This window comes from Nonomuraea roseola (assembly GCF_039535395.1).
Taxonomy (GTDB): Bacteria; Actinomycetota; Actinomycetes; order Streptosporangiales; family Streptosporangiaceae; genus Nonomuraea; species Nonomuraea roseola.
Map to the genome: position 1 here is coordinate 3,230,517 of NZ_BAAAXC010000015.1, position 25,138 is coordinate 3,255,654.

Sequence of the window (25,138 nt, forward strand, 5' to 3'; positions counted from 1 at the left end):
GGGACCTACCCCCCTTCCGTCGCGGCCATCTGCCGGCGCTCCTCGCGGGTGGCGATGAGCCCGGCCGGCGCGAGGAGCCTGGACTCCTCGAACGGCACCTCGGTGTCAGGCAGCGGCTCCTTGGCCCTGATCGCCTTCACCCACACCCTGATGGCGTCCAGGATGACGATGATGATCAGGATGGCGAACAGCGCGGCGAGGATCCCGTCGACGGTGGAGTTGACCACGATCTGCCGCATCGCGCCGACGCTCTTGGCCGGAGCCAGCACCTGCCCCTGGTCCAGCGCCGCCTGGAAGCGGTTGCGCTGGGCGAAGAAGCCGAGCGTCGGATCGCTGGAGAAGACCTTCTGGTAGCTCGCGGTCAGCGTGACCGCGACGTCCCAGACGAGTGGGATCGCGGTCACCCACGCCCACTTGAGCCGCCCGCTCTTGATCAGCAGTGTGGTGGCGACGGTCAGCGCCACGGCGGCGAGCAACTGGTTGGCGATGCCGAAGAGCGGGAAGAGCTGGTTGATGCCGCCGAGCGGGTCGTTGACGCCTTGGTAGAGGAAGTATCCCCAGGCGCCCACGACAATGGCGCTGACCGCCATCAGCCCTGGCCACCAGCTCACCCGGCCGATGGGCTTCCACAGGTTGCCCAGGGTGTCCTGGAGCATGAAGCGGCCCACTCTGGTCCCCGCGTCGACCGTGGTGAGGATGAAGAGCGCCTCGAACATGATCGCGAAGTGGTACCAGAACGCCTGCAGCGCGGCTCCTCCGAGGAAGCCGGAGAAGATCTGTGAGATGCCGACGGCGAGCGTCGGCGCGCCCCCGGTCCGCGCGATCAGCGTCTCCTCCTGTACGGCTTGCGCCGCCGCCTGCAACTGCTCGGGCGTGATGACGAAGCCCATGTTGCTGACCGCCTGGGCGGCGGACTCGACCGTGGTGCCGACGACCCCCGCCGGAGAGTTCATCGCGAAGTACAGCCCAGGGCTCAGCAGGCAGGCCGCGGTGATGGCCATGACGGCGACGAACGACTCCATGAGCATGGCGCCGTAGCCGATCATCCGGACCTGGGTCTCCTTCTGGATCATCTTGGGCGTGGTGCCCGAGGCGATCAACGAGTGGAACCCGGACAGCGCTCCGCAGGCGATGATGATGAAGACGAACGGGAACAGCGACCCCGCGAAGACCGGCCCCTTGCCGGTGAAGGCGAACTCCGTGAACGCGGTGTTCTGCAGCGAGGGCAGGGTGATGGCCACGCCGACGGCGAGCAGCACGATGGTGCCGATCTTCATGAACGTCGACAGGTAGTCGCGGGGCGCGAGCAGCATCCACACCGGCAGCACCGCGGCGACGAAGCCGTAGGCGATCAGCCAGAGCGCCAGCGCCGAAGGGCTCAGCGTGAAGGTGGCCGCCCAGCTCGACTCCTGGACCCAGCCGCCGGCGATGATCGCCAGGATCAGCAGTCCGACGCCGATCACGGTGGTCTCCACCACCCGGCCAGGCCGGATCGTGCGCAGGTAGAACCCCATGAACAGGGCGATGGGGATGGTCATCGCGATGGAGAAGACGCCCCACGGAGACTGCGCCAGGGCTCCCACCACGACCAGCGCCAGCACGGCGAGCAGGATGATCATGATTGCGAAGACGGCGACGAGCGCGGCGGCGCCGCCCACCGGGCCGATCTCCTCGCGCGCCATCTGCCCCAGGCTCCTGCCGTTCCGCCGCATGGAGAAGAACAGGATCACCATGTCCTGGACGGCCCCTGCGAAGATCACGCCGGCGACGATCCAGATGGTGCCGGGCAGGTAGCCCATCTGGGCCGCCAGCACCGGCCCCACCAGCGGCCCTGCACCGGCGATGGCGGCGAAGTGGTGGCCGAACAGGATCCGGCGGTCGGTCGGGTGGTAGTCGATGGCGTTGTTGAGCCGCTCGGCGGGCGTGGCCCTGCGGCTGTCCGCCCCCAGGACCCTGTGCAGGATGAACCGGGCGTAGAAGCGGTAGGCGATGGCGTAGGAGCCGAGCGCCGCGGCCAGCAGCCAGACCGCGTTGACGTTCTCGCCCCTGGACAGGGCGAGCACTCCCCACCCTGTGGCGCCGACGGCGGCGACCACCGTCCAGATGATGATGGAACGGGCTTTCACCGGTTACCTCCCCCTACGGGCCTGCCCAGGCAGCAGCGCAGCCCAGCGTCCGGTGGCAGATCGGTGGTGAAGCGCCGCCAGCGCCACAGCGGGCGGCAGTCGACCATGACCGGCAGTTCGGCGAGATGCACCCAGGCGATGGGATGGGCGTACACCAGGTCGGTCTCCAGCAGGCGCGCCCGCCGGGGCAGGTTGGGCCGTCGCAGTGGCCGGACCGAGAACTCGCCCGCGTCGGCACAGCACAGGCCGGTGGCATGCCAGTCGAAGAAGACCACTTCATCGGCGCGCAGCGCTTCACGGGCGGCGGTTGTGAGCGTGATCCTGGACATCCGCGGCTCCTGCATCCCAGGTGCCCCGGACGCTACCCGGGCACCGGGGGCTGAAACACCGTTTGACGTGCCAGAACCTGTCCCGAAACAGCCGCGCGCCGACGCTGCGGCCCGCGCCGCCGCGGTGGCCGCAGCGCCGGGCGACCCGCCTCCTGCCTGGCCGGGTGGAAGCCTCCGGCCCGGCTTCGGGGCCGGGGGTGCCGACAGTCATCAGCCGTTGCGAAAACAAGCCACAAAAGTGGGTTGACCTGGTCGTTTCGAGTGTGGCTCTCGGGGCAGCCGTGGTCCTAGCAAACAGATTCGGAGGCGTCACATGACCACCGAGACTCTGATCTGGGTGGCCGTCGTCGTGGTAGTGGTGGTGGCCCTCGCCGCAGTCGCGTTCCTCGTGCTGCGGCATCAGCGCCGTGGCCGTCTCCGCGAACGGTTCGGCCCTGAGTACGACCGCACGCTGGCCGAGCAGGAGAGCAGGGGCGCGGCCGAGCAGGAGCTGCTCGCCCGTGAGGAGCGCGTCGCCGAGCTCGACATCCGTCCACTGGACCCGGAGCGCCGGCGGACCTATGCCGTCCGCTGGACGGAGGTGCAGGAGCGGTTCGTCAACGCCCCTGGTTTCGCGGTGACGGAGGCCGACCAGCTGGTGACGGAGGTCATGGCCGAGCGCGGCTACCCGATCGGGGACTTCGAGCAGCGGGTGTCCGACCTTTCGGTAGGACACGGCGCCACTCTCGACCACTACCGGCAAGCCCATGAGATCAGCGGCCGTGCGGTCACGAAGAGGGCCTCGACGGAGGAGTTGCGCCAGGCGATGGTGCACTACCGCGCCCTGTTCGAAGAGCTCCTCGGGGAGTCGCCGTCGGACGGCCGCGCGTCCCGCCGCGATCCGGCGGCGAACCGCGATGACCATGACGAAGGCACCTCCCGTCGCGATTCTGGAGGATGGTGACGACATGGACCCGCGCAAGCACGAAGACGAAGGACTGCAATCACCGAGGCAGTACGACGACGTGAACGACACCCGCGGACCAGTGGCAGGCCCTGGCCCTGTGTACATGGAGGAGGAGCGCCCGATGGAGGAGCCGGCGGGTCTCGGGACCCAGGGCACAGCCGACCGCGACGTAGGGGTTCAGGACAGGGGGTTCACGGACACCGACGCCACAAACCCCGCCACTGCCACCGACACCGACACCGCCACCGGCGACGTGCCGGTCGAGTCCGCACCCGCCGGGGCGCAGGCCGTACCACCGCAGGGCGCTGCCCTGTTCGACCAGGACGTCGACCAGGCCCACACGCGCTGGCACGACCTGCAGGCCACGTTCGTGGACGACCCGCGCCAGGCGATGGAGCAGGCGGACCAGCTGGTCGACGAGGTCGTCAACGCGCTCACCAGTTCGCTGACCACGCGCACGAGCGAGCTGGGCGGTCGATGGAAGAACACCGACCAGGGCGACACCGAGCAGCTCAGGCTGGCTCTTCGCGACTACGGGGCCATGCTAGAACAACTGCTCGCGCTGTCCGGCCCTCAGAAGTGAGGTGAGGTGACATGCTCGCCATCGTGGCAGCGATCATCTTCGGGCTGGGCTTCCTGCTCGAACTGCTGGCCTTCGAGATCCCTGGCGGGATCAGCGGTGTGACATTCATGCTGCTCGGCCTGTGCCTGCTGGCCCTGCACCAGGCGGGAATCGGCGCGGGAAGCACCGGGGGCCTCCTCGGTGGCTCGCGCGGGACACGACGCTGACAGCGAACGGCGTGCGGGCCGGTACGCCCATCACCCTCCCTGCTTGAGCTCGTCGAGCAGGGAGGGTGGTGCGGCCGCTTCGGCTGACCATGCGCAAGGCCCGGTCACCCGCTCGCGGGCAGTACGGCGCTGACGGTGACGCCGCCGCAGAGGACCGCGTTCACCGACAGCCCGCCGCCCAACTCGGCGAACCGGACGCGCCTGACGCGCAGGCGATCGGCGAGCCGCTCCGGCGGCAGGCCGAGGCCGTCGCCGCTGAGCGTCAGGCGTCGCGGCGTCGCGGTCGGCCACCTGCGCGAGGCCATGGAGACCTTCGAACGCCTGGGCGCCGGCCAGCTCTTCCTCAGCCCCCGCACCGTCGGCTACCACCTCTACAAGGCCTGTCCCAAGCTGGGGGTCGCCTCCCCCGGCGAGCTCGCCGCGCTCGCCGGCCTCGGCTGACGGGCAGTCCTCGCCCGCGGTCCGCGGGAGCGACCAGCCACGTCAGGCCCCTGGTTCGAGCTCCTCACGGATGGCCTGCGCCGCCGCGCGGTGCTCGGCGGCGGCAGCAGGGTCCGTCTCGTCGAGCACGGCGGCGATCCCCTCGTGGGCCAGTGCCTCCTTGTGCCTGTTGCCCACCTTCGGGGCCAGCTCGAGTGCCTGACGGTGCAACCGCAAGGCCTCCTCGGGCAGCCCGGCCAGCCGGCAGGTCTCGGCGTACCCGTTGAGGAAGTGAATCTTCCAGTGCTCCTCGAACAGCTCGTCCAGGAGCGCGAACGCCTGCCGGTGGCTGACCAGCGCCTCCTCGTAGCGGCCCATCTGGCGCAGGGCGACGCCCAGGCAGTTGAGACACCACGCCTCGTTGTGCTTGTGGCCGTCCTCGCGGGCGGTCTCCAGGGCTCGGTGCAGGTGCTCCGCGGCCTCGTCGGGCTGCTCGTGGGTGATGGCCACGCCAAGGGTGATACGGGCGGTCAGTACGGCCGGCCAGTCGGGGTCGGCGTGCGCGGTGTCCAGCACCTCGCGGGCCAGCCGCGCCGCCTCCTCGTGGCGTCCCAGCTGCAGCATCGCCCACGCCTCGTCGGCGGTCGCATGGGCGGCGCCCATCGGGCAGCCTGCGTCCGCGTACAGCCTCCCGGCCTGACGGAAGAGGCCGAGTGGCTCCTCGACATAGCCCTCGTCCCACCTCAGGTGGCTGCGACGCATGATCAGATCCGCTTCGGAGCGGGTGTCCCCTGCCTGGGACACCAGCGGTGCCGCCGCCTCGTACGCGGCGCCTGCCTCCGCCATCCGGCCCGCGTTGTAGCGGGCGAAGCCCAGGTCGCTGTGCGCCTCGGCCAGCTGCCACGGATCGCCCAGGCGCTGTGCGGCCGCCAGCGATCGCTCGAAGAGGACGTTGAGGTGCGTCGTGCCGCAGCGCCGCGCGAAGAACGCCCGCATGAAGCGCGGCAGCTCGCACGCGTGCGCGTCGGCTCCGGTGGCGACCGCCACCTCGAAGGCCCCCATCAGGTTGGTGTACTCCGTGACGAACCAGTAGAGGGCCGCGTGCTTGTTGGTGAACTGCGGCAACTCGGCGGGGGGCCGGCCTGCGGAGGCGGCGCGGCTGCCGGACACGTACGGCATCGCGGCGTCGGCGGCGGCCGCCGCGTACACGTAGTAGTCGAGCACCCGGCCGAGCGCCTGCTCCCGCTCCGCCTGAGAGTCCTGCTCGGCGGCGGCTCGGCGCGCGTGCTGGTGCACCAGGTCGTGCAGCGTGTAGCGGCCGGCCGACGGCTGCTGGACGAGGTGGGCGTCGAGCAGGTCCTCCAACATCGCCCGGGCGCTGCGCAGCGGCACGTCCGCCAGTGCTGCCGCCACGTACTCGTCGAAGGAGGACCCTGACAGCAGTCCCAGCAGCCGGAACAGCCGGCGCTCGGCCCGGTCCAGCTGCCGTACGGACATGGCGAACGCGGTGTCGAACTCGCTCGCGCCCTCCGCCATGCGCTCGACGAGGATGCCCACGGTCCAGCCCGGCCGGTGCCGCAACCGGGCCCCGGCCAGCCGCAGGGCCAGCGGCAGATGGCCGCACAGGCGCAGCACCTCGGCCGCGGACTCCGGGTCGCGGGCCAGCCGGCCGTCGGGGCCGACGGGATCGCCACTGGCGCGGGCCAGCAGCTCCGCGCTCTCCTGCGGGGTCAGCACGTCCAGTGACACCGGAGGCACGTCCTCCAGGCCCACCAGCCGGTTGCGGCTGGTGATCAGGGCGACGGAGGCGCCCGCGCCGGGCAGCAGCGGGCGGACCTGGTCAGCGCTGGCGACATTGTCGAGGACCACGACGGCACGCCGGCCGGCCAGCTCCGACCGCCAGCAGGCGGCCAACGGCTCGAGGCCACCCTCCTGCGGGATCTTCTCCGACGGGACGTCGAGCGCGGCGAGCAGTGCCCGCAGCGCGGGATCGGGGTCGAGCGGTTCCCGCCCGTCGGTGAACCCGTGCAGGTCCAGATAGAGCTGGGCGTCCGGGTATTCGTCGGCGAGCCGGTGCGCGGCGTGCACCGCCAGACACGTCTTGCCGACGCCCGCCATGCCGTCGACGGCCACCACCCGGTTGTCGCGCACCGCGGCGAGGACGGCGGCGAGCTGGTCATCACGCCCGGTGAAGTCGGGCACGTCGCGCGGCAGGTCGTTGCGGGGTGGGCGTGGGACGTCGGCGGGCGGCGACGGGGGCTGGACCTGGCGGCTCGCCTTCGGGGGCGCCGGCAGGGGGTTCGTCGCCCGGTCCCACAGGGGGCGCAGCGGGCGGGGGTCGCGCTTGACCAGGCGGCAGAGTTCGATCACCACGGGCCAGGGTGGCACCGACTGGCCGCTGAGGTAACGCGACAGCGACGACGAGCTGAGGCCAGTGTCCCGCGCTAGAGCCCGCACGCCGCGCCCGGACAGCTCCTGGAGCAGGCGCAGCCGGGTGGCCAGTTCGTCCTGAGGATCAGCCTTCGCCGTCCGCTGTTGCACAACCACTGCATCCTGCCTCTCTGTCCCGTCCCGGAAGAAACTTATCGGGACGAATCGCCGCAGGCCAGAGCCTTTTCGCCTGTCCCACGGTGTCCCACCGCCGTCGTCGTGGCGAGCCCGTTCGGCTGTTATGGAGTCACGCCCCGAGGGACGGGGCGCCGAACCGGAAGAGGAGAACCACAATGCAGTCTCGCATGCAGAACCCGGCCTTCATCCTGCCCGACGCGATGCAGCCCATCCAGCAGCTCTTCAAGGCCGTGAACGCCGGTGGGGTGGACAGTCAGACGCTGGAGCTGGTGCATCTGCGGGTCAGCCAGATCAACGGCTGCAGCTCCTGCGTCGACGCGGGCACCAAGACCGCTCGTAAGGCCGGAGTGAGCGAGGAGCGGCTGGCCACGGTCGTCGCCTGGCGGGAGACCCCGTACTTCACCGAGGAGGAGCGGGCGGCGCTCGAGCTGGCCGAGGCCGCGACGCGGCTGGCCGACCGTGCCGACGCGGTGAGCGACGAGGTCTGGGACAGGGCCGCCACCTATTTCGACGAGAAGCAGCTGGCCGCGATCGTTCTGATGATCGGCGTCACCAACCTGTTCAACCGGCTCAACGCCACCACCCGGCAGATCGCCGGCGCGTGGGGATGAGCGGTGCGCGGCCCCGGGCAGCACGCTCGAACCCGTGGCCCTGGACCGCTCGCCTGATCCCCGCGATCCTTCTCCGCTGAGCCGGAGAAGCCGCCAAGCCCTTGCACGATTGTCGTCCTAACCAAGCTTCGCAAACAAGGAGAATTCCACCATGAACGAAACGCAGAACGCCGCCAAGAGCACCGCCGCAGCCGACAAGAAGTTCGACGGGTTCACCGACGAAGAACGAGCCGCGATGAAGGACCACGCCAAGGAGCTGAAGAAGGCCGCGCGCCGCGGCTCGGGCGCGGCCAAGGCCGACGGGGAGCGCGACGTCCTCGAGAAGATCGCCGAGATGAAGGAGTCGGATCGCGTCCTGGCCGAGCGGTTCCACGCCATCGTCAAGGCCAGCGCGCCGGACCTCTCGCCGAAGCTCTGGTACGGGATGCCCGCCTACGCCAAGGACGGCAAGGTCGTCTGCTTCTTCCAGAGCGCGGAGAAGTTCAAGGCGAGGTACGCGACCATCGGCTTCAACGACATCGCGACCCTCGATGAGGGCACCATGTGGCCGGCCGCCTTCGCTGTCACGGGGTTGACCGACGCCGACGAGGCGAGGATCGCCGAGCTCGTGAAGCGAGCGGTCAGCTGATCACTGAGCAGGCCGCTGAACCCCCGGCCCCGGTATGGGACGATCCTGGGCTGGGTGATGACCGCCGGAGGAGCGCGCAGACGGTGTCCGGGCGCAGACGGCCAGGCGGGGACGGCCTGACGAGCTCATTTGAGCGGATCGTGGCCCCAGTTCATCAACGAGTAACGCCATCTGGTCTCCCTCACGTCGCCGGAGGGGCGCTGGGCCAGATGGCGGTGTATGTAGCCGACCACCTTGCGCATGTGCGCGTAGTCCTGCTCGGTCAGGGACGATTTCTTCGCGTGGAGCAATTCGACGATCTTGCGGCCGGATTCGTGTCCGGTGGATTCGCCGCCGTCGCTCTTCTGGCCCACCGTCCTGGACTCCTCCGTGGCCAGCCAGCGCTCCAGTTCTTTGGCGGTCATGTTCACCGCCTGACCGAACTCGGCCGCGACCTGCCGCTCGTCCGCTGTCATCCGGCGCCCTCGTCCTTGCGCAGGGCCGAAGGCTTGTGGACGGCCTTCTTGCCGCTCTTCTCGCTGCGCACCACGTACTGGGGTTCGTCTGGAGAGGCCGCCACGGTCCTGCCGGCCTCCTCCCGCCGACTGGTGATCTTCTTCTCGACCTTGCCGTGGGCGGTGGATCCGTGGCTTCGCCAGGTCACCTCATCACCTACCGAAGGGTCTTCCTTGCGCTTTTTGGTCATGAGCGTGGGCCTACCCCGACTCAGGCTCACATGCGCAAGCACAGCCATGGATTCGCTCATCGACAGGTCAAGGTGCGGCGGGCCCGTTCCCGGCAGGGGACGAACAGCTGAAGTTCCGGGTCAGCGCGGGTCGCGGCGCAGGGGATGGTCGGGCGGGACCTGCACCAGGACGATGCGATGGCCGTCGGGATCCGCGATCCACAGCTCGGTGAGACCCCACGGCTCCAGGCGGGCCTCGCGCAGCATGGTGACGCCCGCCCCGCGAAGCCGTTCCTCCTCGCGTGCCACGTCGCGCACCTGCAGCCAGAGGGACATCGCCGAGCAGGCCTCGCCGTCGGCGTGCCCCGAGAGCTCCAGGAATCCCTGGCCCAGGAAGAAGACCGTTCCGGGATGGTCGGCCGGGCCGAACTCGCGATAGACCGCCAAGCCGAGCGTCTCGGCGTAGAAGTGCCGGCTGCGCGCGAGGTCGCGGGGACGCAGCAGCACGCGGCTGCTCAATACCTCCATGCGGCACCTGTTCCCCCGCACGACGGTGAGGGCACACGGTTCCGCCAACCGGGCCATGGCGGCGGCCGGTCCTGAAGCCTGCTCACGCCTGCCCCGGTCCACTCTGGACGGAATGCTTCATCCGGAAAGCCAGCTGGTGGAGGGTGTGACCCGCGGCCTTCTTGAAGAGGTACTCGGCGCGTTCGTACGACAGCCGCCCCCGTCCCGTGTCCGGGCACAGGTCGGCGGGCTTGGGCATCCGGGCTGGGGCGGGTCTCCGGTCGGCCAGGAACAGGGGGCCGCGAGTCCGGCCCGCCACCAGCTCGGACAGCAGGGCCGCCGTGCCGTCTCCCCAGGAGATCCAGACCGGCCCGGTCCTGGTCGCGACCCGGCCGCGGCGGGCGGCCAGGTCGAGGTCCTCGACATCGAGCGACAGGGCCGCCCTCGCGGACGCTCCCGACTCGTGCAGCAGCCGCCACAGCGCCCGCTCGCGCAGGGACGGATGCCGCCACAGGGCCTCCAGATCCGGCCCGTGGACGGCTGGGCGTCGTTCGCGGCTCTCCGGCTTCCTGCCCAGCTCGGCCGACAGGTCCTCGATGGCGGCCCATGACGAGAACGAGCGTACGGCGGCACGATGCCGGTTCCAGGTTCTCGGGGCCGCCGTCCCCCAGGCGACGGCGAAGACCCCGGCCACCTGCCTGGCGGTCACGTCGGCCAGCGGAGTGCCGGGTCCGAGGTCCAGGCGCAGGCGGCGCAGGGTCTGGCCGTAGGAGCGGATCGTCTCGGCGTCCAGGTCGGCACGGGCCAGGAAGCCCTCCGTGGCCTCACCCAGCGTGATGCCCGTCTGCTTGGAGGGCACCTGGGCGGCGCCGGTGGCGGCGCGTCCGAGGAGGAACGCGCGTTCCGCGGCGTTGCGGGTGAGCGCGGCGGCGCGTGCGAAGTCCTTGCCGGCCTCGTCATGCCGGCCGAGCCTGGACAGCAGGTCGCCGCGCACCACCGACAGCAGGTGGTAGTCCTTGAGAGCCGGATCGGCGGCCACCGTCTCGACGAGGTCAAGACCTGCCTGGGGGCCGTGGGCCATGCCGAGGGCCACGGCCCTGTTGAGCTGGATCACCGGGGACGGCCTCAGCCGGACCAGCGCCTCGTAGAGCGTCGCGATCTGCGCCCAGTTCGTATCCTCCGCGGTCCCCGCCTGCGCGTGGGAGACGGCGATGGCCGCCTGTAGCACGTAGGGACCGAGCGGGCCGCCTGCCTCCTTCGCCCGCAACATCGCCGCGAAGCCGCGGGTGATCAGAAGCCGGTCCCAGAGCCCGCGGTCCTGCTCGTGCAGCTGGATGGGCTCGCCGGAAGGCCCGGTGCGCGCGGTCGCGCGTGAGGCCTGGATCTCCATCAAGGCGACCAGGCCGTGCACCTCGGCTTCGCGGGGCGCCAGCTCGGCCAGCAGTCTGCCCAGTCGGAGCGCCTCCAGGGCGAGCGACGGGCGCATCAGGTCGTCGCCGGAGGTCGCCGAGTAGCCCTCATTGAAGATCAGGTAGATGACGTCGAGTACGGACGTCAGCCGGCCGGCCAGCTCCGGCCCCGGCGGCAGCTCGAACGGGACCTGCTCCTCGGTGAGGGTGCGTTTGGCCTTGGCGACGCGCTGGGAGACGGCCCGCTCCGGCACCAGGAACGCGCGCGCGATCTCCGGGGTGCCCAGGCCGCCGAGCAGCCGGAGCGTCAGCGCGACCCGCTCCTCGGCGGGCAGCACGGGATGGCAGGAGACGAACATCAGGCGCAGCACGTCGTCGTCGGGTTCGGGATCCTGGCGCTCCAGCGTGCGGGCGATCTCTTCGTGCCTGCGCCCCATCCGCTCGTCGCGGCGGATGTGGTCGATCGCGCGACGCTTGGCCGCCGTCATGAGCCATGCGCCGGGGTTGTCAGGGACGCCCTGCTCGGGCCACTGCTCCAGCGCGGCCACCAGCGCGTCCTGAGCGAGCTCCTCGGCCAGGCCGACATCGCGGACCATCCTGGTCAGGCCCGCGATGATCCGCGCGGACTCGAGCTTCCAGACCGCGTTGACCGCTCCGTGGGCGTCCCGTGCGGCATTCATCAGTAGATCTGCTGGATCCTGCCCTCACCATCGCCGATGATCTCGAAGAATCGGCGGGACAGATCCAGCGCCTCCTCCTTGGACCCCACCTCGATCAGCGCGAACCCGCCCGCCATCTCCTTGGCCTCGGCGAAGGGTCCGTCCGTCACCGTGAGCTCGCCGCCGACGGACTTGAGCAGGCTGCCGCCCAGCTCCATCCCGCCGGTGGCCAGCAGCACCCCCGCCTGGGTCAGCTCCTGGATGAACTTGCCCATCTCGATCTGGAGCGTCTCGTCCGCCCTCTGCTCGCCCACGCTCGTCAAGAGAAATCGCATGCCGCACTCCTTTTTGGCCAACCTTAGCTGCGTTCCCTGTCACATCGCTCGGACGACGCGTAGGCAAAACCACAAAGGGAACAGGGAACATGACCACCACCACCATCACCCGCGGCAACGCCTCCACCCGCACGCTCCTCACCGCCGCGGCGGCCGCCATGCCCGTCTGGACCGTGGTCGCCCTGACGCAGGCGTTCACCCGCGAGGGCTTCGACCTGGTCCGCCACCCCTTCAGCCAGCTCGCCACAGGCTCGCTCGGGTGGATCCAGATCACCAACTTCCTGATCGTCGGCTCGTTGCTCATCACCGGTTCCTTCGGGTTCCGCAAGGCCCTGTACGGCAAGACCGGCGGCACCTGGGTGCCTCGCCTGACCCGGGTCGCCGGCATCGGGATGATCGGAGCGGGCGTCTTCGTCATGGATCCAGGAGACGGCTTCCCCGTGGGCACGCCGGCCGGGCCGCCGGCGGCGATGAGCTGGCACGCCGTCATGCACATGGTCGCAGGGTCGATCACGTTCATCGCCTTCGCCGCGGCCTGCTTCGTCCTCGGCCGGTACTTCACCCGCACCGGCGCCCGCGGCATGGCCGTCCTCTCCCGCCTGGCCGGTGTGGCCCTGATCCTGGGTGACGGCTGGGCGATCACCGGCGGGCACGCCGGCTCGGTGACGCTCGCCACCGGGGTCATGATCGCGATGGCCTGGATCTCCCTGGTCGCCGCCCGCTTGCGCACGTCCGCCTGAACCACCCACCACTTCATCCCCGAGGAGAAACCATGAGAAAGATCGTTGCCGGGCTGTTCGTCTCGCTGGACGGCGTCGTGGAGTCGCCCGAGACGTGGCACTTCCCCTACATGAACGACGAGATGGGCGCGGCGGTCATGGCGATCCAGGCCGAGGCGGACACGCTCCTGCTGGGACGGGCCACCTACGAGTCCTTCGCCGCGGTCTGGCCCCACCAGACCGGCGAGATGGCCGACCAACTGAACGACATCCGCAAGCTGGTCGTCTCCACCACTCTCCAGACGGCCGAGTGGAACAACTCCACCCTGATCAACGCGGACGTGATCGACGAACTGGAGCAGATCAGAAAGCTGCCGGGCAAGAACATCAGCGTCACCGGCAGCATCACGCTGACCAGGGCACTGCTGCGGGCAGGCCTCATCGACGACCTCCACCTGATGGTCCACCCGATCGTGCTCGGCACCGGAACCCGGCTGTTCGACGAGAGCACCGGTCGCCTGCCGCTCAAGCTGGTCGGTTCGACCACCTTCAGGTCCGGTGTCCTGAACCTCCACTACCAGCCCGCCCAAGGAGCCTGAGATGACCAAGCCCACCACTGTCACCGCGTACGCCGCCGCCCTCGACCAGCCCCTGCGCGAGATCGCCGAAAAGCTGCAGACCATGGTCGACGCCGCGCTTCCTCAGCCGGGTGCGGTCTGGCACGGCCACCCGGTCTGGAGTCTTGGCCCGGCCCCGGGCAAGACCCCGGTGGCCTACTTCAAGGCCTACTCCTCCTACGTGACGTTCGGTCTGTGGCGGGGCCAGGAGATCTCCGACCCCTCCGGCCGCCTGGAGCCGGCCGGCCGGCAGATGGCCGCGGTCAAGCTCCGCACTCCGGCCGACATCGACCCCGACCTGTTCGCCACGTGGCTGCGCCTGGCCCATGACCTGGAAAGCTGACCGAGGCCCCGAGCCCCGTCCCGGAGCGTCCGGGGCGGGGCTCCGCCTTTTCCACCCGGCCACGCTGCGGCCCGGCGGGCGGCGTCCGCCAGCAGGAACTCCGGCGCAGGGGTCACACCCAGCCCCGCTCGCGGGCCGTCAACGCCGCCTGTGCCCGGTTGCCGGCGTCGAGCATGCGCAGCAGATCCGCTATGTGGCGGCGGTAGGTGCGCAGCGACATACCGGCCCGCTGGGCGCCCACCTCGTCCTTGCTCACGGTGCACATGAAGATGAGCACCCGCTGCTGCGCCTCGGAGAGCAGGGTGATCTGCCCTGCACCGGGGGCCGTCAGCTTGGCGAAGTCCGTCGCCGCCGCCCACAGCCTCTCGAAGAGGCTGATGACGCTGCCCACCAGCGTGCTCTCCTCGATGCGAAGGGCACCTCTGGCGGTGTCGTGGAGGTCGATCGGGAGCAGTGCCGTGTGGCGGTCGTAGACCAGCATCAGTTCCGACAGTTCGTCCGCCACCCTGATCTGCGCACCGTCGTCATGCAGTTCCCTCAGGTAGCTCAGGGTCGCCGGGTCCTCCAGGGCGGACGTGCGCACGAGATTGCGGATGCGTACGCCGCGCCGCAGACAGCGGACGTCGATGGGCCGCCCGTGCGCGATGTTCTCCGGCGACAGCGTGTCGTAGGGCTCGGCCACCAGTACCTCTTCCTGGACGCTGAAGGCCAGCTCGTCGATGTGGGCGCGTACCTCCCGGAGGTCTTCCAGCCGGCGGAGCGTCGCGCCCGCGCCGCCGGCCGTCCCGGAGAGCTGCGGCTCCTGCCGATCGCGCTGCAGCGACCGCAGTAGGGGCCATGGGTTGGTGAGCTGACGCATCGTCCGGTGCATCGCCTCCAACCGCTCCTCCACCAGACGTGGCACGGCCACACAGGGCTCCGTCGCCCACGTGCTCTCGTCGTCCCCGTGCAGGAGCCCCAGGTCTCGCAGGCGCGAGATCGCCCGCGTCGCTCTCTCCTCTCCGAAGGAGAACACCCCGTGGATCTCGTGCGCAGGCGTGCGTGGATGGCGCAGGAAGTAGCGGTAGACGTCCTCCTCGGCGCAGGTCAGGCCGAGTACGGACATGGCGTGGCCCTGCATGTCTGCTCCCCGCGTGCTCCGTCCCGCGTGCCTGGTGACCACGGAGCACAAACTAGCCGGGCAGCAGACAGGCGGAGTCTCACCGCTCTCAGCGGAGGGCCGCAGCCCATTTCCTCGCCGCGTCACCGGGTCCATGGCCCATTCGCCGTGTGCGGTGACGGACCGTTCGTCGGAGAGCGCAAGGAGATCTGATGGGGGAAGAACATGATGCCGGGCCGGCCTCCCAATGCAGGATGCTGCCTTTCCCTCCGCAGCATCCTGCCACTCGTCGATCTACAAATCATTCGTCGCCCACGCCATCCTTGAAATGAAACAACTAATGCAATAGCACCCTCTGAGAGGACATGGACATGAAGAAGATGATCGGCTGGATCGTGGTCGGAATTGCTGTGTGTGGCGCATCCCTGACGGGTGCGAGCAGCGCACTCGCCGCGGCGGACTTCTCCGATGTCATCGTGTGCATTCGAACGACGGCGGAGTTCTCGGACGGCACGCTGGGGACCTACTGCAGCAACGGCTGAGGTTCGGAATAAGGCCATCGGATCGGGGTGGGGACGCGATTCGCCTCACCCCCATTCCACAGCTGTTTCCAACCCTCGCAGGAGGCGTTGACGCCTCACCCCGACCGAAAGAGGGGTAAGCGCCGAGAACATGCCATGTGCGTGTCGCCAGGGAGCGCCGTCCCGCCGGAGACGGCGCTCCCGAACGGCCGGATCAGGCCGAGACGGCCTGGTGAGCCGAGAGCTGCTCGAGATCGGCGCCGCGTCGGTACGCCCGGGTGACGATGGCCACCCGCCGTCCGAGTTCGCTCGCCGTCCGCAGGTCGGTGGCAGGCGGCGCGATGTCCGGGCCGACGTCGCTGTCGGACTGGGCCATCGCACCCAGCCAGCTGCCCAGCCGGTTGAGGTCCTCCACCGAACCGCCGCTGCTCGACCATCCACCGGACTGGGCCAGCCCGACCCAGATCATGCCGTGCTGGGCGGCGAACATCGCCAGGTCGACCAGGGTGTTGAGCTTGTCGCCGCTCATGCAGCTGCTGTTGGTGAACCCCGCCGCGACCTTGTCCCTCCAGCGCAGGTTGTCCTTCAGGACGGCGCTGGTCCCTTCCGCGAAGATCTTGAAACCCGCCGACGGGCTGCCCATGTAGGTAGGGGCGCCGAACACGATCGCGTCCGCGGCGTCAAGGCTCGACCACAGTGAGTCGTCGAGCTCGTCGACCGCCAGCAGTTCCACCGTCGTCCCTTCCACCTCCCTGGCGCCGTCGGCCACGGCCTCGGCCTGACGGGCGGTGTGCCCGTAGGCGCTGTGAAAGGCCACCGCGACCCGCACCTGAGTCTCGTCGAACATGCCATCCTCCTGATAGCTACGCATTGCTGACTTCGTCTACTTGAACAGCCCGAACGATCCGACGACCTCGAGTGGCTCGGGGGCCGGGGCTTGGGGCTGATCGATCCAGTGGTTCCTGAGGTTCTCCTGGAATTCCCTGCAGGCCGCGATACCGGGCAGCGGGTTCTCGGTCCCTTCCGCGAGCTCCAGTAGCGCCATGAAGGTCACACCGTCGGGAAGCTTGCAGTACGCGTACCGAACGCCCTCAGGGGCCTCGTACGTGAGGGCCGAGATCATCTTGTCGATGCCGGCCTCGACCGCGGGCACACTGTCTTCCCTGACTCGGGAACGCACGACGAACAGACTCACTTGAGATCTTCTCCTTTTCGTCATCGACGGCTCTGTCGTTCGGCCGGCGCCAAGGCGGCCAGGAACGCTCAGCTGTCGGCTTGGATCGCTGCGCCTCTCGCCCCGCCTCTGCTGGGGCCGAAGGGCCGTAAGGGCGTCCGCCACTGCCAGGGGACGCCCATCATCCGGTGCCTGGCGAACCCAGGCCCTGCGAGTGAACCTTGACCGGTTACACTCGTGGCCCTGCAGGTCAAAGGCACGGCACATGCCTTGGCCCACAGGCGACCACACGCTCGATCATCGAGCCCTACCTCACTCCATCGGCTATGACGAAATGCGACGAGGAAAGGTGACCGATGGACGAGCATGATTTTCTGGCGGAACAATTCGAGGCCCATCGCGGCCACTTGCGGGCGGTTGCCTACCGGATGCTCGGCTCACTGAGCGACGCCGAGGACGCTGTCCAGGAATCCTGGCTGCGGCTCAACCGCTCCGACGTCAGCGGTGTCGAGAACCTGGCGGGATGGCTGACGGCGGTCGTCGCGCACGTGTGTCTCGACATGCTTCGCTCCCGGAAGGCGCGACGCGACGAACCCGTGGGGTGGAATGTTCCCGAACCGAGCACGAGCGGCCGCCAGACGGATCCCGAACACGAAGCGGTGCTGGCCGACTCGGTCGGCCGCGCGCTGCTGGTGGTGCTGGAAAGGCTGTCGCCCGCGGAGCGGATCGCCTTCGTGCTGCACGACATGTTCGCCGTACCCTTCGACGAGGTCGCGCCCATCGTGGGACGGTCATCCGTCACGACCAAGAAGCTCGCCAGTCGCGCCCGCCAAAGGGTGAAAGGCACAGCCGCGGTGACCGGCGCCGATCTCGCCTGGCACCGCCGGGTCGTCGAGGCCTTCCTGGCCGCCTCACGCGGTCGTGACATCAACGGGCTTCTCGCGGTTCTCGACCCGGGCGTCGTGCGCAGGGCGGACGCTGCCGCGCTGCCACCGGGCGTACCGACAGAGATCCGCGGTGTGGAAGCCGTGGTGGAGGAGACGCTTCTCCTCGCGCAGCGTGCCCGGTTCGCGGAGCCAGCCCTCGTGAACGGAGCCCTGGGAATCGTCGTGGCTCCGCATGGACGACTTGTCCTCGCCCTCACCCTCAAGTTCAAGGACGGGAAGATCGCCGAGTACGAAGTGATCGCCGACCCGGCGCGCCTCCACGAGCTCGACCTGGCCGTCCTCGACTCATGACGGTGGCCTCGACCACCCACGGTCGGTGGTCCGCGTCGATCTGATGTGTGACCCGCGGAAACGGGCATGAGACAGCGACAGAGGCGTGTGTCCGCGCCTCTGTCGCATGTTCAGGCCGGCGGAGGCGCGTGCCGAGCAGGGCGCGGCATTCGACGTGGCGGGATCCCGGGCGGCTTCCGCACCGGCGTTGCCTGCGGAATCCGCGGGGCGCAGGAGCGGGGGGGCGGGCATAGAGTCGGGGGCCGTGGAGGGGTTCGAGGCCCATCGTGGCCATCTGTGGGGTGTCGCGTACCGGATCCTCGGTACGACCGTCGACGCCGATGACGCCGTCCAGGAGACGTGGCTGCGATGGCGGCAGGTCGACGTGCGGGAGGTCGACGACGAGCGCGCCTACCTGACCATGGTGGTGAGCAGGATCTGCTACGACTCCCTGACCTCGGCCCGTTCCCGAAGGGAGACCTACGTCGGCGAATGGCTTCCCGAACCGGTGGTCAAGGAGCTCGGGCCGGACGAGCGGGTGGCCATGGACGATTCGGTCAGCCTGGCGCTCCTCGCCGTCATGGAGCGGCTCTCTCCCGCCGAACGCACCTCGCTCGTCCTCCACGACGTCTTCGCGCTGCCTTACGAGGAGATCTCGCGGATTCTCGGGAGGAGTGTCGATGCTGTCAGGCAGCTGGCGTCCCGGGCTCGCGGGCGGGTGCAGGACTACGCGCCGCGACGGACGTCCGACCGTTCGGCGCATCTGAAGGTGGTCGAGGCGTTCGCCGCGGCCGCCACCACCGGCGACCTGCCCGCCCTGGTGGCCGTCCTCGACCCCGAGGTCGTCTGGCGGGCGGACGGCGGTGGCGTCGTCACCGTGGCGCTCGTGCCCGTCGTCGGCGCCATGAAGGTCGCCAGGCTGCTCCTCGGGATGGTCGAGCGCTGGTACGTCGGCATGTCCGCCGAATTCCTCGAGGTCAACGGCGCTCCTGGCGTGGTGATCCGTGGCGCGGACGGCGGGGTGGACAGCGTGATGGCCTTCACCGTGGCCGACGGGCGCGTCACCGAGATCGACGTCGTCAGGAACCCGCACAAGCTCCGCCACGTGTGACACGGATCACTCTCACGTTTCGCCTCGCCACGTCGTCTCCCCTGCAGGCACCCATGAGGAGACGGACATGGACATCGTGGTCATCGGAGCGGGATACGCGGGAACGACGGCGGCGCTGCGGCTGGACCGGAGTCATCGCGTCACGCTGATCAGCGCTGACGGGCACTTCAGCCAGCGCATCCGGCTGCACGAACTCGCCGCAGGCAGGCCGAGCATCACCGTGCCGCTGACGGAGCTGACGCGCGGGACCGGCATCGACACGGTCACCGCCACGGTGAGCGGCCTCGACCTGGAGGCGAAGCTCGTCCGCACGGCCGACGGGCGCGCGTTCGGCTACGACACGCTGGTCTACGCCCTCGGCAGCCGCACCGACGTGAGCCTGCCCGGCGTGGCCGAGCACGCCCTCACCCCCGAGAAGGCAGGCGAGCTACGAGCCCGCCTGCACGGCGGAAGCGGCGACCTGACCGTCGTCGGCGGCGGGCTGACCGGCATCGAACTGGCCGCCGAACTGGCTGAGACCTACCCCTCGTGGCGGGTCGGCCTCGTGACCGGCACGGAGCCGGGGGCAGGACTCTCGGCCAAGGGCAGAGCCCACGTCGCCAGAGCGCTGGCCGGGCTCGGCGTCACCACGCACCTCGACACCCAGGTCGCCGCCGTCGAACCGGGACGGCTGCTCACGAACCAGGGAGACATCCAGGCCGACGTCGTGGTCTGGGCGGGATCGTTCACCGTGCCGCCGCTGGCCGCCGAGTCCGGTCTTGCGGTCGACGAACACGGCCGAGCCGTCGTCGACGACACGCTGAGATCGGTGTCGCACTCCGACGTCTACGTGATCGGCGACGCCGCGGCCGTCGAGATCCCGGGCGCGGGAGCCTCCCGCATGTCGTGCGCCGTCGGCATGCCGATCGCGGCCCATGCCGCCGACGTCATCAACGCCAGAGCCGCAGGCCGTACGCCCACGGCGTTCCGGTTCAGGTACCTCATCCAGTGCATCAGCCTCGGCCGCCGCGACGGCGTGATCCAGACGGTCCGCCACGACGACTCTCCGCTCGGCCTGGTCCTCACCGGGCGGGTCGCCGCCTGGGTCAAGGAGCAGGTCTGCCGCTTCACCCTCGGCTCGCTCCGGCTGGAACGGCGCCGCCCCGGCACCTACCTGTGGCCGAAGGGCTCGGCCCGATCGAGCGCGGCCCCAGTCACGTCACGCGCCGGCCGATGACCTTCACGTTCGCGAACCGGGACCGCCACCACGTGGGACCTCTTCATGGCTCATCCAAGCTGTCACCCACTATGGCGGTCCTGGTCGAGTGACCGGACCAGGGCCGCTCTGCCTGCGCGGACGCGAAGACACGATCGCCGGCGCCCACGAGAGCGCCGTCGCCGCCACCAGCCCCGCAAGGACCCAGGGCATCACTGGCAGCTTCTGGGTGTGGTGGTAGTACTCCCAGCCGGTCATCACCGCGGAGGTGCGGCCCGCCGGGTCATAGCGGACCTCCTTCGTCGTGCCGGGCGCGGTCAAGGCGTCGTCGACGAGCTCGATCTCGCCTCCCGGGCAGGCCAGCTTGTAGTCGTAGGTCGTGGCGCCCGTGGCGTCCGATTCGTCCCCGATAGCCTTCGCGCTCACGACTGGGCAGACGGCGGTCGTGCCGTACCTGGTCAGGTCGCCGAAGGCGAGCTCGTCTCTCAGCATCCCGCAGTAGAGGAGCAACAGCGGCATGCCCAGCGCCAGCAGCGCGAGCGCGGCCTTCGCCTTCGCCTCCCGGATCGCCGCGTGCAGGACAGGGCCCGCGACCAGGAAGACGCCGCCGAGTGCGCACATGGTCACCCCGAGCCCCCACATGCCGGTGTGGTGGCCGAGCCACATCCCTGCCGTGGGGAGCGCGAACCCCGCGAGGGTCAGCGCCACACCTCGCAGCACACGGAGGGCCGGGTGCCTGCGCTCGTTCATGGACGTCCGCCTCCAAGATCCGGTAGCGGGGACAGCATCCCGCACCGGGATCGGCGCTGGCGCACGGCCCCCGCGATCTCCGAAGACGGGCCCGAGGCGTTGAAGGGCAGGGGAGTGGGGCGCAGCGCCACGGCCCGGTCGCCTCGGCACCGACCGCCTGGCGCGCCCTGGCCGAGATCGATGGGCGTGATCCGTCCCGGAAGGCCGCCGCGAACGCGCAGGCGCGCTCGATCTTGGACTGCGGCCGCACCGGAGCGCGCCGGATTTGGCGCAATCAAACAGGCAGGAATTGGATCTGCCGACGGGGCCACTTCAGCACGTAGGGTCATGCCGCTCAGAACGATCCACCGCCAGGAGTGAGAAACGATGTCCTACCCGCCGCCGCGATACTTGAAGGATCACGGGATCGCCAACGCGACCTACCGGTCGGCCGACGCGCCGCCGGACCTCACGATCGGAGTCAAGTCCCGGGTCGGCTATCTGGCGACCGGTGCGAGCACCGATGGCCAGTTCGGTCTCTACCGCTGGGACATGGCCGCGATACCGAACGGCCCCGGCGCCCACTTTCATAGAACCATTTCCGAATCGTTCTTCGTCCTGGAGGGCACGGTCTCGCTGTACAACGGCGAGCGATGGCTGGACGCGACCCCTGGCGACTTCCTGTACGTGCCACCAGGCGGGGTCCACGCCTTCAGCAACAACTCCGCTGCACCTGCTTCCATGCTGGTGCTGTTCACGCCGGGGGCGCCCCGGGAGGCGTACTTCCAGGAGCTCGCCGAAATCGTCGCCTCCGGCCGTCGGCTCACCGACGAGGAATGGACCGAGCTGTATGCCAAGCACGACCAGTACGTCGCACCGTGAACATGGGCCTCCTGCATCCCATCGGTCGTCAACTCGCCTGAAGTCAGAGCCGGCAACGGTACGAATCGCTTGGCTTGTCGGCTGCAGGCGGAGGGTTACGGATTCATCCCTTCCGCGCAATGGCATGGAGTGCCATCGTTGTCGCACCGAGTAACTCTGGGGAGAGGGAACACTCAATGGGCTTCGACGATTACAGGGCCTCAGAAAGGCGCACCCAGGGTCAGGTGGACCGGATGAGCCGCAACCTCGCCGATATGAATCGGGCAAGCAACAAGCGGGACTGGGATGCTCGGCGCCGCAACGCAGGAAGCGACGACGGACTCACCGCGCTGGATGTCGTCGGCTTGGTGATCATCGGCCTGATCCTCCTGGCTTTGCTGGCAAACAGCCGATGAGGGGTCGGAGCCGCCGCTGGCCCTGGTGAACAGGTCATGTAGCCACGAGATCCGGCACCCATGGCCCTGGTCTGCTCGGCTTGTCCCGGGTCGCTCGCAGTCGGGATGACCAGGCCTCCGCGCCAGCCACTCTTGAGCTGGTGCGACGAACATCCCCAGGACCCGGAGCGCCTTCGCCGGAGGCTTGTCCTCGGCGCAAACGTCAATGGCCATCGGATGACAAGTGGATCTGGCCATCGGTGGCGAGACGCTTTCGCGACCTGCGGCCCGCCACGCTGGTGATCGGTTGGCCGAGCAGCCGTTCCGCTCCGAGCCTTCCGAGTTCCTCGTCTATACGCACGTCCAGCAATAGACCATCTGGTCTTCTACTTGCGCCCGTTGAGCGAGATCTCTCAGCTCTCCTATCAGTGTCGTCAGGTAGCCCTCGTCAGGGCGGCCGAAGAACTCTTCGATCTGCCCCCACCGTTCGGCAAGATCGGCCAACCGGGCGTCAGGCACGCCGGCCAGCGAGTCCCGTACGTCGGCGGGGAGCTCCTCAATGCAGGGCCCCTCCTTGTACGGCGAGTCCTCCGGCAGCGCTTCCCACTCCTCAAGAGACTTGGGGCCGCCCTCGGGCGGTGGGTAGAGGGTGATCGTCCGGATGAGATCCAAGTGGTACGGCACGTCCCTGATGAGGGCGACGAGCTGCCCCAGGATGATCCCCGGATCAATCCCCTTGGCGTCCACAGCGTCGAAAGCGGGGCTCGCGGAAACGGCACGGCCCCTGTCCGGCTCGGCCATGGCGGACTGCCTGTCGGCCGCCCTGTAGTAGTCGTACAAGACCCCCAAGTGATCCTCCGGTCAGGGTTGTTCCGCCTGCTATGTCTGGCCGACAGAGTAGGAGATCGAATGTATGTGCGAAAGAGGGTTTCCTGGGTGATCCCAAACGCCCCTGCCCTCCTTCGGCACGCGGCCGTCTCCCTCGGGCTCAACGCGGACCCGAAAGCGGCTGAACGAGCCAGGCCTGGCGTCGATGTTCTGCTGCGGGTCTACGCCAAGTGCATCGACGGTCAACGTGCGGTCGCAACCAGCGCATCCTCGATGCCCTCGCCGCATGACGTGGGGTCCCGCGTCGTTCACGGCTGCGGAATGCGTCCTGGAGGCTTCCGGAACGCGCGGCCGACCTGGGTGAAATTGCCAAGATCCATTCCGCGTATCTTCCGGGAGGAGGTGTCAGGCACCGGTGAGCATCCACCGAGCAACCACGGCAACTTCGCGGGACGTGGCATCCGGGTCTGAAGAGCGTCCGAAGGAAATCCGGAGTCGCCTCGGCGATGCTGCGGCCATGAGTGACGACCTGGTGATCACGACGGTGGGCCGCAAGACCGGGCGGCCGAGGACGACGACCCACTTCTACGGAGCGGACCGGGGGCACCTGGTTCTGGTCGGGCCGGGCTCGGAGGCGGGTCCGCACCTGCCGGGCTGGTACCGGGACCTGATGGTCAACCCGGACGCCGAGGTCCGGGTGGACGGAAGGACGTTGCGTGTGCGGGCGCACACGGCCCGGGGCGCGGAGCGGCGGCAGTTGTGGAAGACGTTGGTGGCACGCGAGCCGGTCTACCAGCGTTACGCGGACGCGGCACGGGGTGAGATCCCGGTGGTGGTGCTGGAGGAGACGGCATGACGGAGTTCAGCGAGATCCAGGACGCTTTCGAGGCCTACATCGGCGACATCGTCTACGCGACCATGACGACGGTGGACAAGAAGGGCCGCCCGCGGGCGCGGGTGCTCATCCCGGTCTGGGAGGTCGTGGACGGCGAGCCGCTGGGCTGGCTGGCGACCTACAAGACGCCGGTCAAGGCGGCCCACCTGGCCGGGAATCCGCACACCACGTTCTCGTACTGGACGCCGCGCCAGAACGCGGTGAGCGTCGACACGGTCGCGGAATGGGTGGAGGACATCGAGGTCAAGCGTCGCGTGTGGGATCTGTATCGCAAGACCAGCCCCCGAGGGGCGGGCTACAACCTGGGCAACTTCTGGACCAGTCCAGGCGACCCGAAGCTGCACGTGCTGCGGCTGGAACCGTGGCGGGTCCAGGTGATCCGGGGTACGGACCTGCGCAGCCAGATCTGGAAGAAGGACAAGTAGGTCACCGCAGGCGGGCGACGATCCTGCTCAGCACCTGCTGCCGGGAAGCGATCGTGACAAGGAGATCGGGATTCTGGTGCCGCGACACCATCGGCGGTCATGCGGCGCCAGGTGGCCAAGCCCGCCTTCACATCTGGCGACCGCTCCGGCCACCCTGCGGACGCTTCGGAGGCGGCGGCATCGCCTGCTGAAACAGCGCCCACAACTCGTCAGGAACCAGCCGATCTACGAACGCTTCCGTGCTCGACTCACCATGTGATCACCGATCAGGACGCGGTCTACATTGGGTTCGGCGAGGAGGTTCGATGGCCGAGATTCCAGGAGCGAAGGCGGAGCTGGAGCGGTTGGGCAGACATATGCGCGCGCACCTGCTCGAACTGGTGGCCCGACTGACGCCGGAGGCGGAGGTCTTTCCTGAGAAGTTGGGCCACCCTTCCGTCGCCGACTGGCACGAACCGCTGAAATACACGTATGGGATGACGTCGCGTGGCGCCCGGCCCGATACCGTGCCCCCGGCCGAGCTGGCACAGCGGGCGGCCGAGGTGCTGGCCGCGGCGGGTTGGGCGGTGGTGGAGGAGGTCGCCGACGCCTACTGCGTCACCGGTCGGAGCGAGGACGTCATGATCAGGGTTCGGGTGTCCACGGTCTCCGAGGTGGTGCTGTACATCGCTGAAACCCCGAAGATGGCGCTCGCTACGCCGGAGCCTTTCACCCGGCCCGAACCCCTGCGGACCGCCGACACACTGGACCCCGGCTATGTGCTGTGCTACGAGTGCGACGGTTTGGGCTGGTGCCCGTGCTGCTACGGGCGCGGCTGGGTCCCGGACACCGAGCGGGGCCGACGGCGCTGCCCGGAGTGCCACCAAGACCGGGTGTGCCCGATCTGCCGCGGTGCCGGTGAGAAGTATGCGGCAGACCTGCAGGATTGCGAACGCGGCTACTACCCGGAGCTTTCGGAGGAACGTCCAGACGGCTGACGGGAACGCCGTGGCGAACGCGCTACCGCCTACTCCTCTCC

The 25,138-nt window shown here is 69.2% G+C and carries 31 protein-coding genes and 1 pseudogene; 18 read left to right on the forward strand and 14 right to left on the reverse strand.

Annotation, left to right across the window (positions count from 1 at the left end; translation table 11 throughout):
• Positions 1-5 precede the first annotated feature (5 nt).
• Both ABFX55_RS38755 and ABFX55_RS38760 read right to left on the reverse strand, forming a co-directional pair.
• Positions 6-2,126 carry a carbon starvation CstA family protein gene (locus ABFX55_RS38755; protein WP_346128140.1) on the reverse strand — a complete coding sequence of 707 codons (2,121 nt, stop codon included), beginning with the start codon at positions 2,124-2,126 and terminating at the stop codon, positions 6-8.
• The gene (locus ABFX55_RS38760) at positions 2,123-2,455 is read right to left on the reverse strand and encodes a hypothetical protein (RefSeq protein ID WP_346128142.1); all 333 of its coding nucleotides are present in this window, start codon (positions 2,453-2,455) and stop codon (positions 2,123-2,125) included. The genes ABFX55_RS38755 and ABFX55_RS38760 overlap by 4 nt, the downstream gene beginning before the upstream one ends.
• 313 nt (positions 2,456-2,768) lie before the next feature.
• Here ABFX55_RS38760 and ABFX55_RS38765 point away from each other — a divergent pair, with 313 nt between their 5' ends.
• Genes ABFX55_RS38765 through ABFX55_RS38775 form a run of 3 tightly spaced genes read left to right on the forward strand, consistent with a single transcriptional unit; the run spans position 2,769 to position 4,190 of the window.
• Positions 2,769-3,398: a hypothetical protein gene (locus ABFX55_RS38765; RefSeq protein WP_346128144.1), complete on the forward strand. Its 630-nt coding sequence runs from the start codon at positions 2,769-2,771 to the stop codon at positions 3,396-3,398.
• 4 nt (positions 3,399-3,402) lie between these two features.
• Positions 3,403-3,984 carry a hypothetical protein gene (locus ABFX55_RS38770; RefSeq protein WP_346128146.1) on the forward strand — a complete coding sequence of 194 codons (582 nt, stop codon included), beginning with the start codon at positions 3,403-3,405 and terminating at the stop codon, positions 3,982-3,984.
• A gap of 11 nt (positions 3,985-3,995) precedes the next feature.
• Positions 3,996-4,190, forward strand: coding sequence for a hypothetical protein (locus ABFX55_RS38775; RefSeq protein ID WP_346128147.1), 195 nt, complete (start codon positions 3,996-3,998; stop codon positions 4,188-4,190).
• A gap of 104 nt (positions 4,191-4,294) precedes the next feature.
• Here the strand turns inward: ABFX55_RS38775 and ABFX55_RS38780 are convergent, their stop codons facing one another.
• The gene (locus tag ABFX55_RS38780) at positions 4,295-4,495 is read right to left on the reverse strand and encodes a hypothetical protein (RefSeq protein ID WP_346128148.1); all 201 of its coding nucleotides are present in this window, start codon (positions 4,493-4,495) and stop codon (positions 4,295-4,297) included.
• Between ABFX55_RS38780 and ABFX55_RS38785 the strand changes: the two genes are divergently transcribed.
• The gene (locus ABFX55_RS38785; protein WP_346128150.1) at positions 4,494-4,631 is read left to right on the forward strand and encodes a LuxR C-terminal-related transcriptional regulator; all 138 of its coding nucleotides are present in this window, start codon (positions 4,494-4,496) and stop codon (positions 4,629-4,631) included. The two genes, ABFX55_RS38780 and ABFX55_RS38785, sit on opposite strands and share 2 nt — an antisense overlap.
• Before the next feature lie 42 nt (positions 4,632-4,673).
• On the opposite strand, the gene ABFX55_RS38790 is transcribed toward ABFX55_RS38785, so the two are convergent.
• Positions 4,674-7,151, reverse strand: a complete 2,478-nt coding sequence (locus tag ABFX55_RS38790) for a tetratricopeptide repeat protein (RefSeq protein WP_346128152.1) — start codon at positions 7,149-7,151, stop codon at positions 4,674-4,676.
• Between the two features lie 182 nt (positions 7,152-7,333).
• Between ABFX55_RS38790 and ABFX55_RS38795 the strand changes: the two genes are divergently transcribed.
• On the forward strand, positions 7,334-7,789 hold the full coding sequence (locus ABFX55_RS38795) for a carboxymuconolactone decarboxylase family protein (RefSeq protein WP_346128154.1): 456 nt from the start codon (positions 7,334-7,336) through the stop codon (positions 7,787-7,789).
• A gap of 151 nt (positions 7,790-7,940) precedes the next feature.
• A complete protein-coding gene (locus tag ABFX55_RS38800) occupies positions 7,941-8,417 on the forward strand; it encodes an iron chaperone (protein ID WP_346128156.1) in 477 nt (158 codons plus the stop codon).
• 125 nt (positions 8,418-8,542) lie between these two features.
• Here the strand turns inward: ABFX55_RS38800 and ABFX55_RS38805 are convergent, their stop codons facing one another.
• From ABFX55_RS38805 to ABFX55_RS38825, 5 genes and pseudogenes are all read right to left on the reverse strand, one after another.
• Positions 8,543-8,872, reverse strand: coding sequence for a DUF3140 domain-containing protein (locus tag ABFX55_RS38805; RefSeq protein WP_346128157.1), 330 nt, complete (start codon positions 8,870-8,872; stop codon positions 8,543-8,545).
• Positions 8,869-9,060, reverse strand: a complete 192-nt coding sequence (locus tag ABFX55_RS38810; protein WP_346128159.1) for a hypervirulence associated TUDOR domain-containing protein — start codon at positions 9,058-9,060, stop codon at positions 8,869-8,871. Before ABFX55_RS38810 ends, ABFX55_RS38805 begins: the two co-directional genes overlap by 4 nt.
• 162 nt (positions 9,061-9,222) lie before the next feature.
• Positions 9,223-9,609 carry a VOC family protein gene (locus ABFX55_RS38815; RefSeq protein WP_346128161.1) on the reverse strand — a complete coding sequence of 129 codons (387 nt, stop codon included), beginning with the start codon at positions 9,607-9,609 and terminating at the stop codon, positions 9,223-9,225.
• Positions 9,610-10,465: 856 nt separating this feature from the next.
• Positions 10,466-11,677 (reverse strand): annotated as a pseudogene (locus tag ABFX55_RS50050) (RNA polymerase sigma factor); the annotation flags it as partial.
• On the reverse strand, positions 11,677-11,991 hold the full coding sequence (locus ABFX55_RS38825; RefSeq protein WP_346128164.1) for a YciI family protein: 315 nt from the start codon (positions 11,989-11,991) through the stop codon (positions 11,677-11,679). The gene ABFX55_RS38825 and the pseudogene ABFX55_RS50050, both read right to left, overlap by 1 nt.
• A gap of 89 nt (positions 11,992-12,080) precedes the next feature.
• Between ABFX55_RS38825 and ABFX55_RS38830 the strand changes: the two genes are divergently transcribed.
• The 3 genes from ABFX55_RS38830 to ABFX55_RS38840 are packed head-to-tail and all read left to right on the forward strand — an operon-like array spanning position 12,081 to position 13,670.
• Positions 12,081-12,731: a DUF998 domain-containing protein gene (locus ABFX55_RS38830; RefSeq protein WP_346128166.1), complete on the forward strand. Its 651-nt coding sequence runs from the start codon at positions 12,081-12,083 to the stop codon at positions 12,729-12,731.
• Positions 12,732-12,763: 32 nt separating this feature from the next.
• Entirely contained in the window at positions 12,764-13,309 is a 546-nt protein-coding gene (locus ABFX55_RS38835) for a dihydrofolate reductase family protein (protein WP_346128168.1), read from the forward strand.
• Position 13,310: 1 nt separating this feature from the next.
• Positions 13,311-13,670, forward strand: a complete 360-nt coding sequence (locus ABFX55_RS38840; RefSeq protein WP_346128169.1) for a DUF1801 domain-containing protein — start codon at positions 13,311-13,313, stop codon at positions 13,668-13,670.
• A 112-nt stretch (positions 13,671-13,782) separates the two neighbouring features.
• Here ABFX55_RS38840 and ABFX55_RS38845 read toward each other — a convergent pair whose 3' ends face one another.
• A complete protein-coding gene (locus ABFX55_RS38845; protein WP_346128171.1) occupies positions 13,783-14,790 on the reverse strand; it encodes a hypothetical protein in 1,008 nt (335 codons plus the stop codon).
• Between the two features lie 350 nt (positions 14,791-15,140).
• On the opposite strand from ABFX55_RS38845, the gene ABFX55_RS38850 reads away from it, so the two are divergent.
• Complete coding sequence (locus ABFX55_RS38850; RefSeq protein ID WP_346128173.1) at positions 15,141-15,311, forward strand: hypothetical protein; 171 nt, start codon at positions 15,141-15,143, stop codon at positions 15,309-15,311.
• Between the two features lie 193 nt (positions 15,312-15,504).
• Here ABFX55_RS38850 and ABFX55_RS38855 read toward each other — a convergent pair whose 3' ends face one another.
• On the reverse strand, positions 15,505-16,137 hold the full coding sequence (locus ABFX55_RS38855) for a flavodoxin family protein (RefSeq protein ID WP_346128175.1): 633 nt from the start codon (positions 16,135-16,137) through the stop codon (positions 15,505-15,507).
• Between the two features lie 36 nt (positions 16,138-16,173).
• On the reverse strand, positions 16,174-16,485 hold the full coding sequence (locus tag ABFX55_RS38860; protein WP_346128177.1) for a hypothetical protein: 312 nt from the start codon (positions 16,483-16,485) through the stop codon (positions 16,174-16,176).
• A 335-nt stretch (positions 16,486-16,820) separates the two neighbouring features.
• Between ABFX55_RS38860 and ABFX55_RS38865 the strand changes: the two genes are divergently transcribed.
• From ABFX55_RS38865 to ABFX55_RS38875, 3 genes are all read left to right on the forward strand, one after another.
• On the forward strand, positions 16,821-17,702 hold the full coding sequence (locus ABFX55_RS38865) for a sigma-70 family RNA polymerase sigma factor (protein WP_346128178.1): 882 nt from the start codon (positions 16,821-16,823) through the stop codon (positions 17,700-17,702).
• 244 nt (positions 17,703-17,946) lie between these two features.
• Entirely contained in the window at positions 17,947-18,792 is an 846-nt protein-coding gene (sigJ, locus tag ABFX55_RS38870; RefSeq protein WP_346128180.1) for an RNA polymerase sigma factor SigJ, read from the forward strand.
• Between the two features lie 67 nt (positions 18,793-18,859).
• A complete protein-coding gene (locus ABFX55_RS38875) occupies positions 18,860-20,008 on the forward strand; it encodes an NAD(P)/FAD-dependent oxidoreductase (protein ID WP_346128181.1) in 1,149 nt (382 codons plus the stop codon).
• 69 nt (positions 20,009-20,077) lie between these two features.
• Here the strand turns inward: ABFX55_RS38875 and ABFX55_RS38880 are convergent, their stop codons facing one another.
• Positions 20,078-20,737, reverse strand: coding sequence for a hypothetical protein (locus tag ABFX55_RS38880; protein WP_346128183.1), 660 nt, complete (start codon positions 20,735-20,737; stop codon positions 20,078-20,080).
• 366 nt (positions 20,738-21,103) lie between these two features.
• Between ABFX55_RS38880 and ABFX55_RS38885 the strand changes: the two genes are divergently transcribed.
• Positions 21,104-21,598, forward strand: a complete 495-nt coding sequence (locus tag ABFX55_RS38885; RefSeq protein ID WP_346128185.1) for a cupin domain-containing protein — start codon at positions 21,104-21,106, stop codon at positions 21,596-21,598.
• A gap of 176 nt (positions 21,599-21,774) precedes the next feature.
• A complete protein-coding gene (locus ABFX55_RS38890; RefSeq protein WP_346128186.1) occupies positions 21,775-21,993 on the forward strand; it encodes a hypothetical protein in 219 nt (72 codons plus the stop codon).
• 330 nt (positions 21,994-22,323) lie between these two features.
• Here the strand turns inward: ABFX55_RS38890 and ABFX55_RS38895 are convergent, their stop codons facing one another.
• A complete protein-coding gene (locus ABFX55_RS38895) occupies positions 22,324-22,812 on the reverse strand; it encodes a hypothetical protein (RefSeq protein WP_346128188.1) in 489 nt (162 codons plus the stop codon).
• Between the two features lie 442 nt (positions 22,813-23,254).
• Between ABFX55_RS38895 and ABFX55_RS38900 the strand changes: the two genes are divergently transcribed.
• From ABFX55_RS38900 to ABFX55_RS38915, 3 genes are all read left to right on the forward strand, one after another.
• A complete protein-coding gene (locus ABFX55_RS38900) occupies positions 23,255-23,656 on the forward strand; it encodes a nitroreductase/quinone reductase family protein (RefSeq protein ID WP_346131381.1) in 402 nt (133 codons plus the stop codon).
• On the forward strand, positions 23,653-24,120 hold the full coding sequence (locus ABFX55_RS38905) for a pyridoxamine 5'-phosphate oxidase family protein (protein WP_346128189.1): 468 nt from the start codon (positions 23,653-23,655) through the stop codon (positions 24,118-24,120). Before ABFX55_RS38900 ends, ABFX55_RS38905 begins: the two co-directional genes overlap by 4 nt.
• Positions 24,121-24,425: 305 nt before the next feature.
• Entirely contained in the window at positions 24,426-25,097 is a 672-nt protein-coding gene (locus ABFX55_RS38915; RefSeq protein WP_346128190.1) for a hypothetical protein, read from the forward strand.
• Positions 25,098-25,138: the final 41 nt, after the last annotated feature.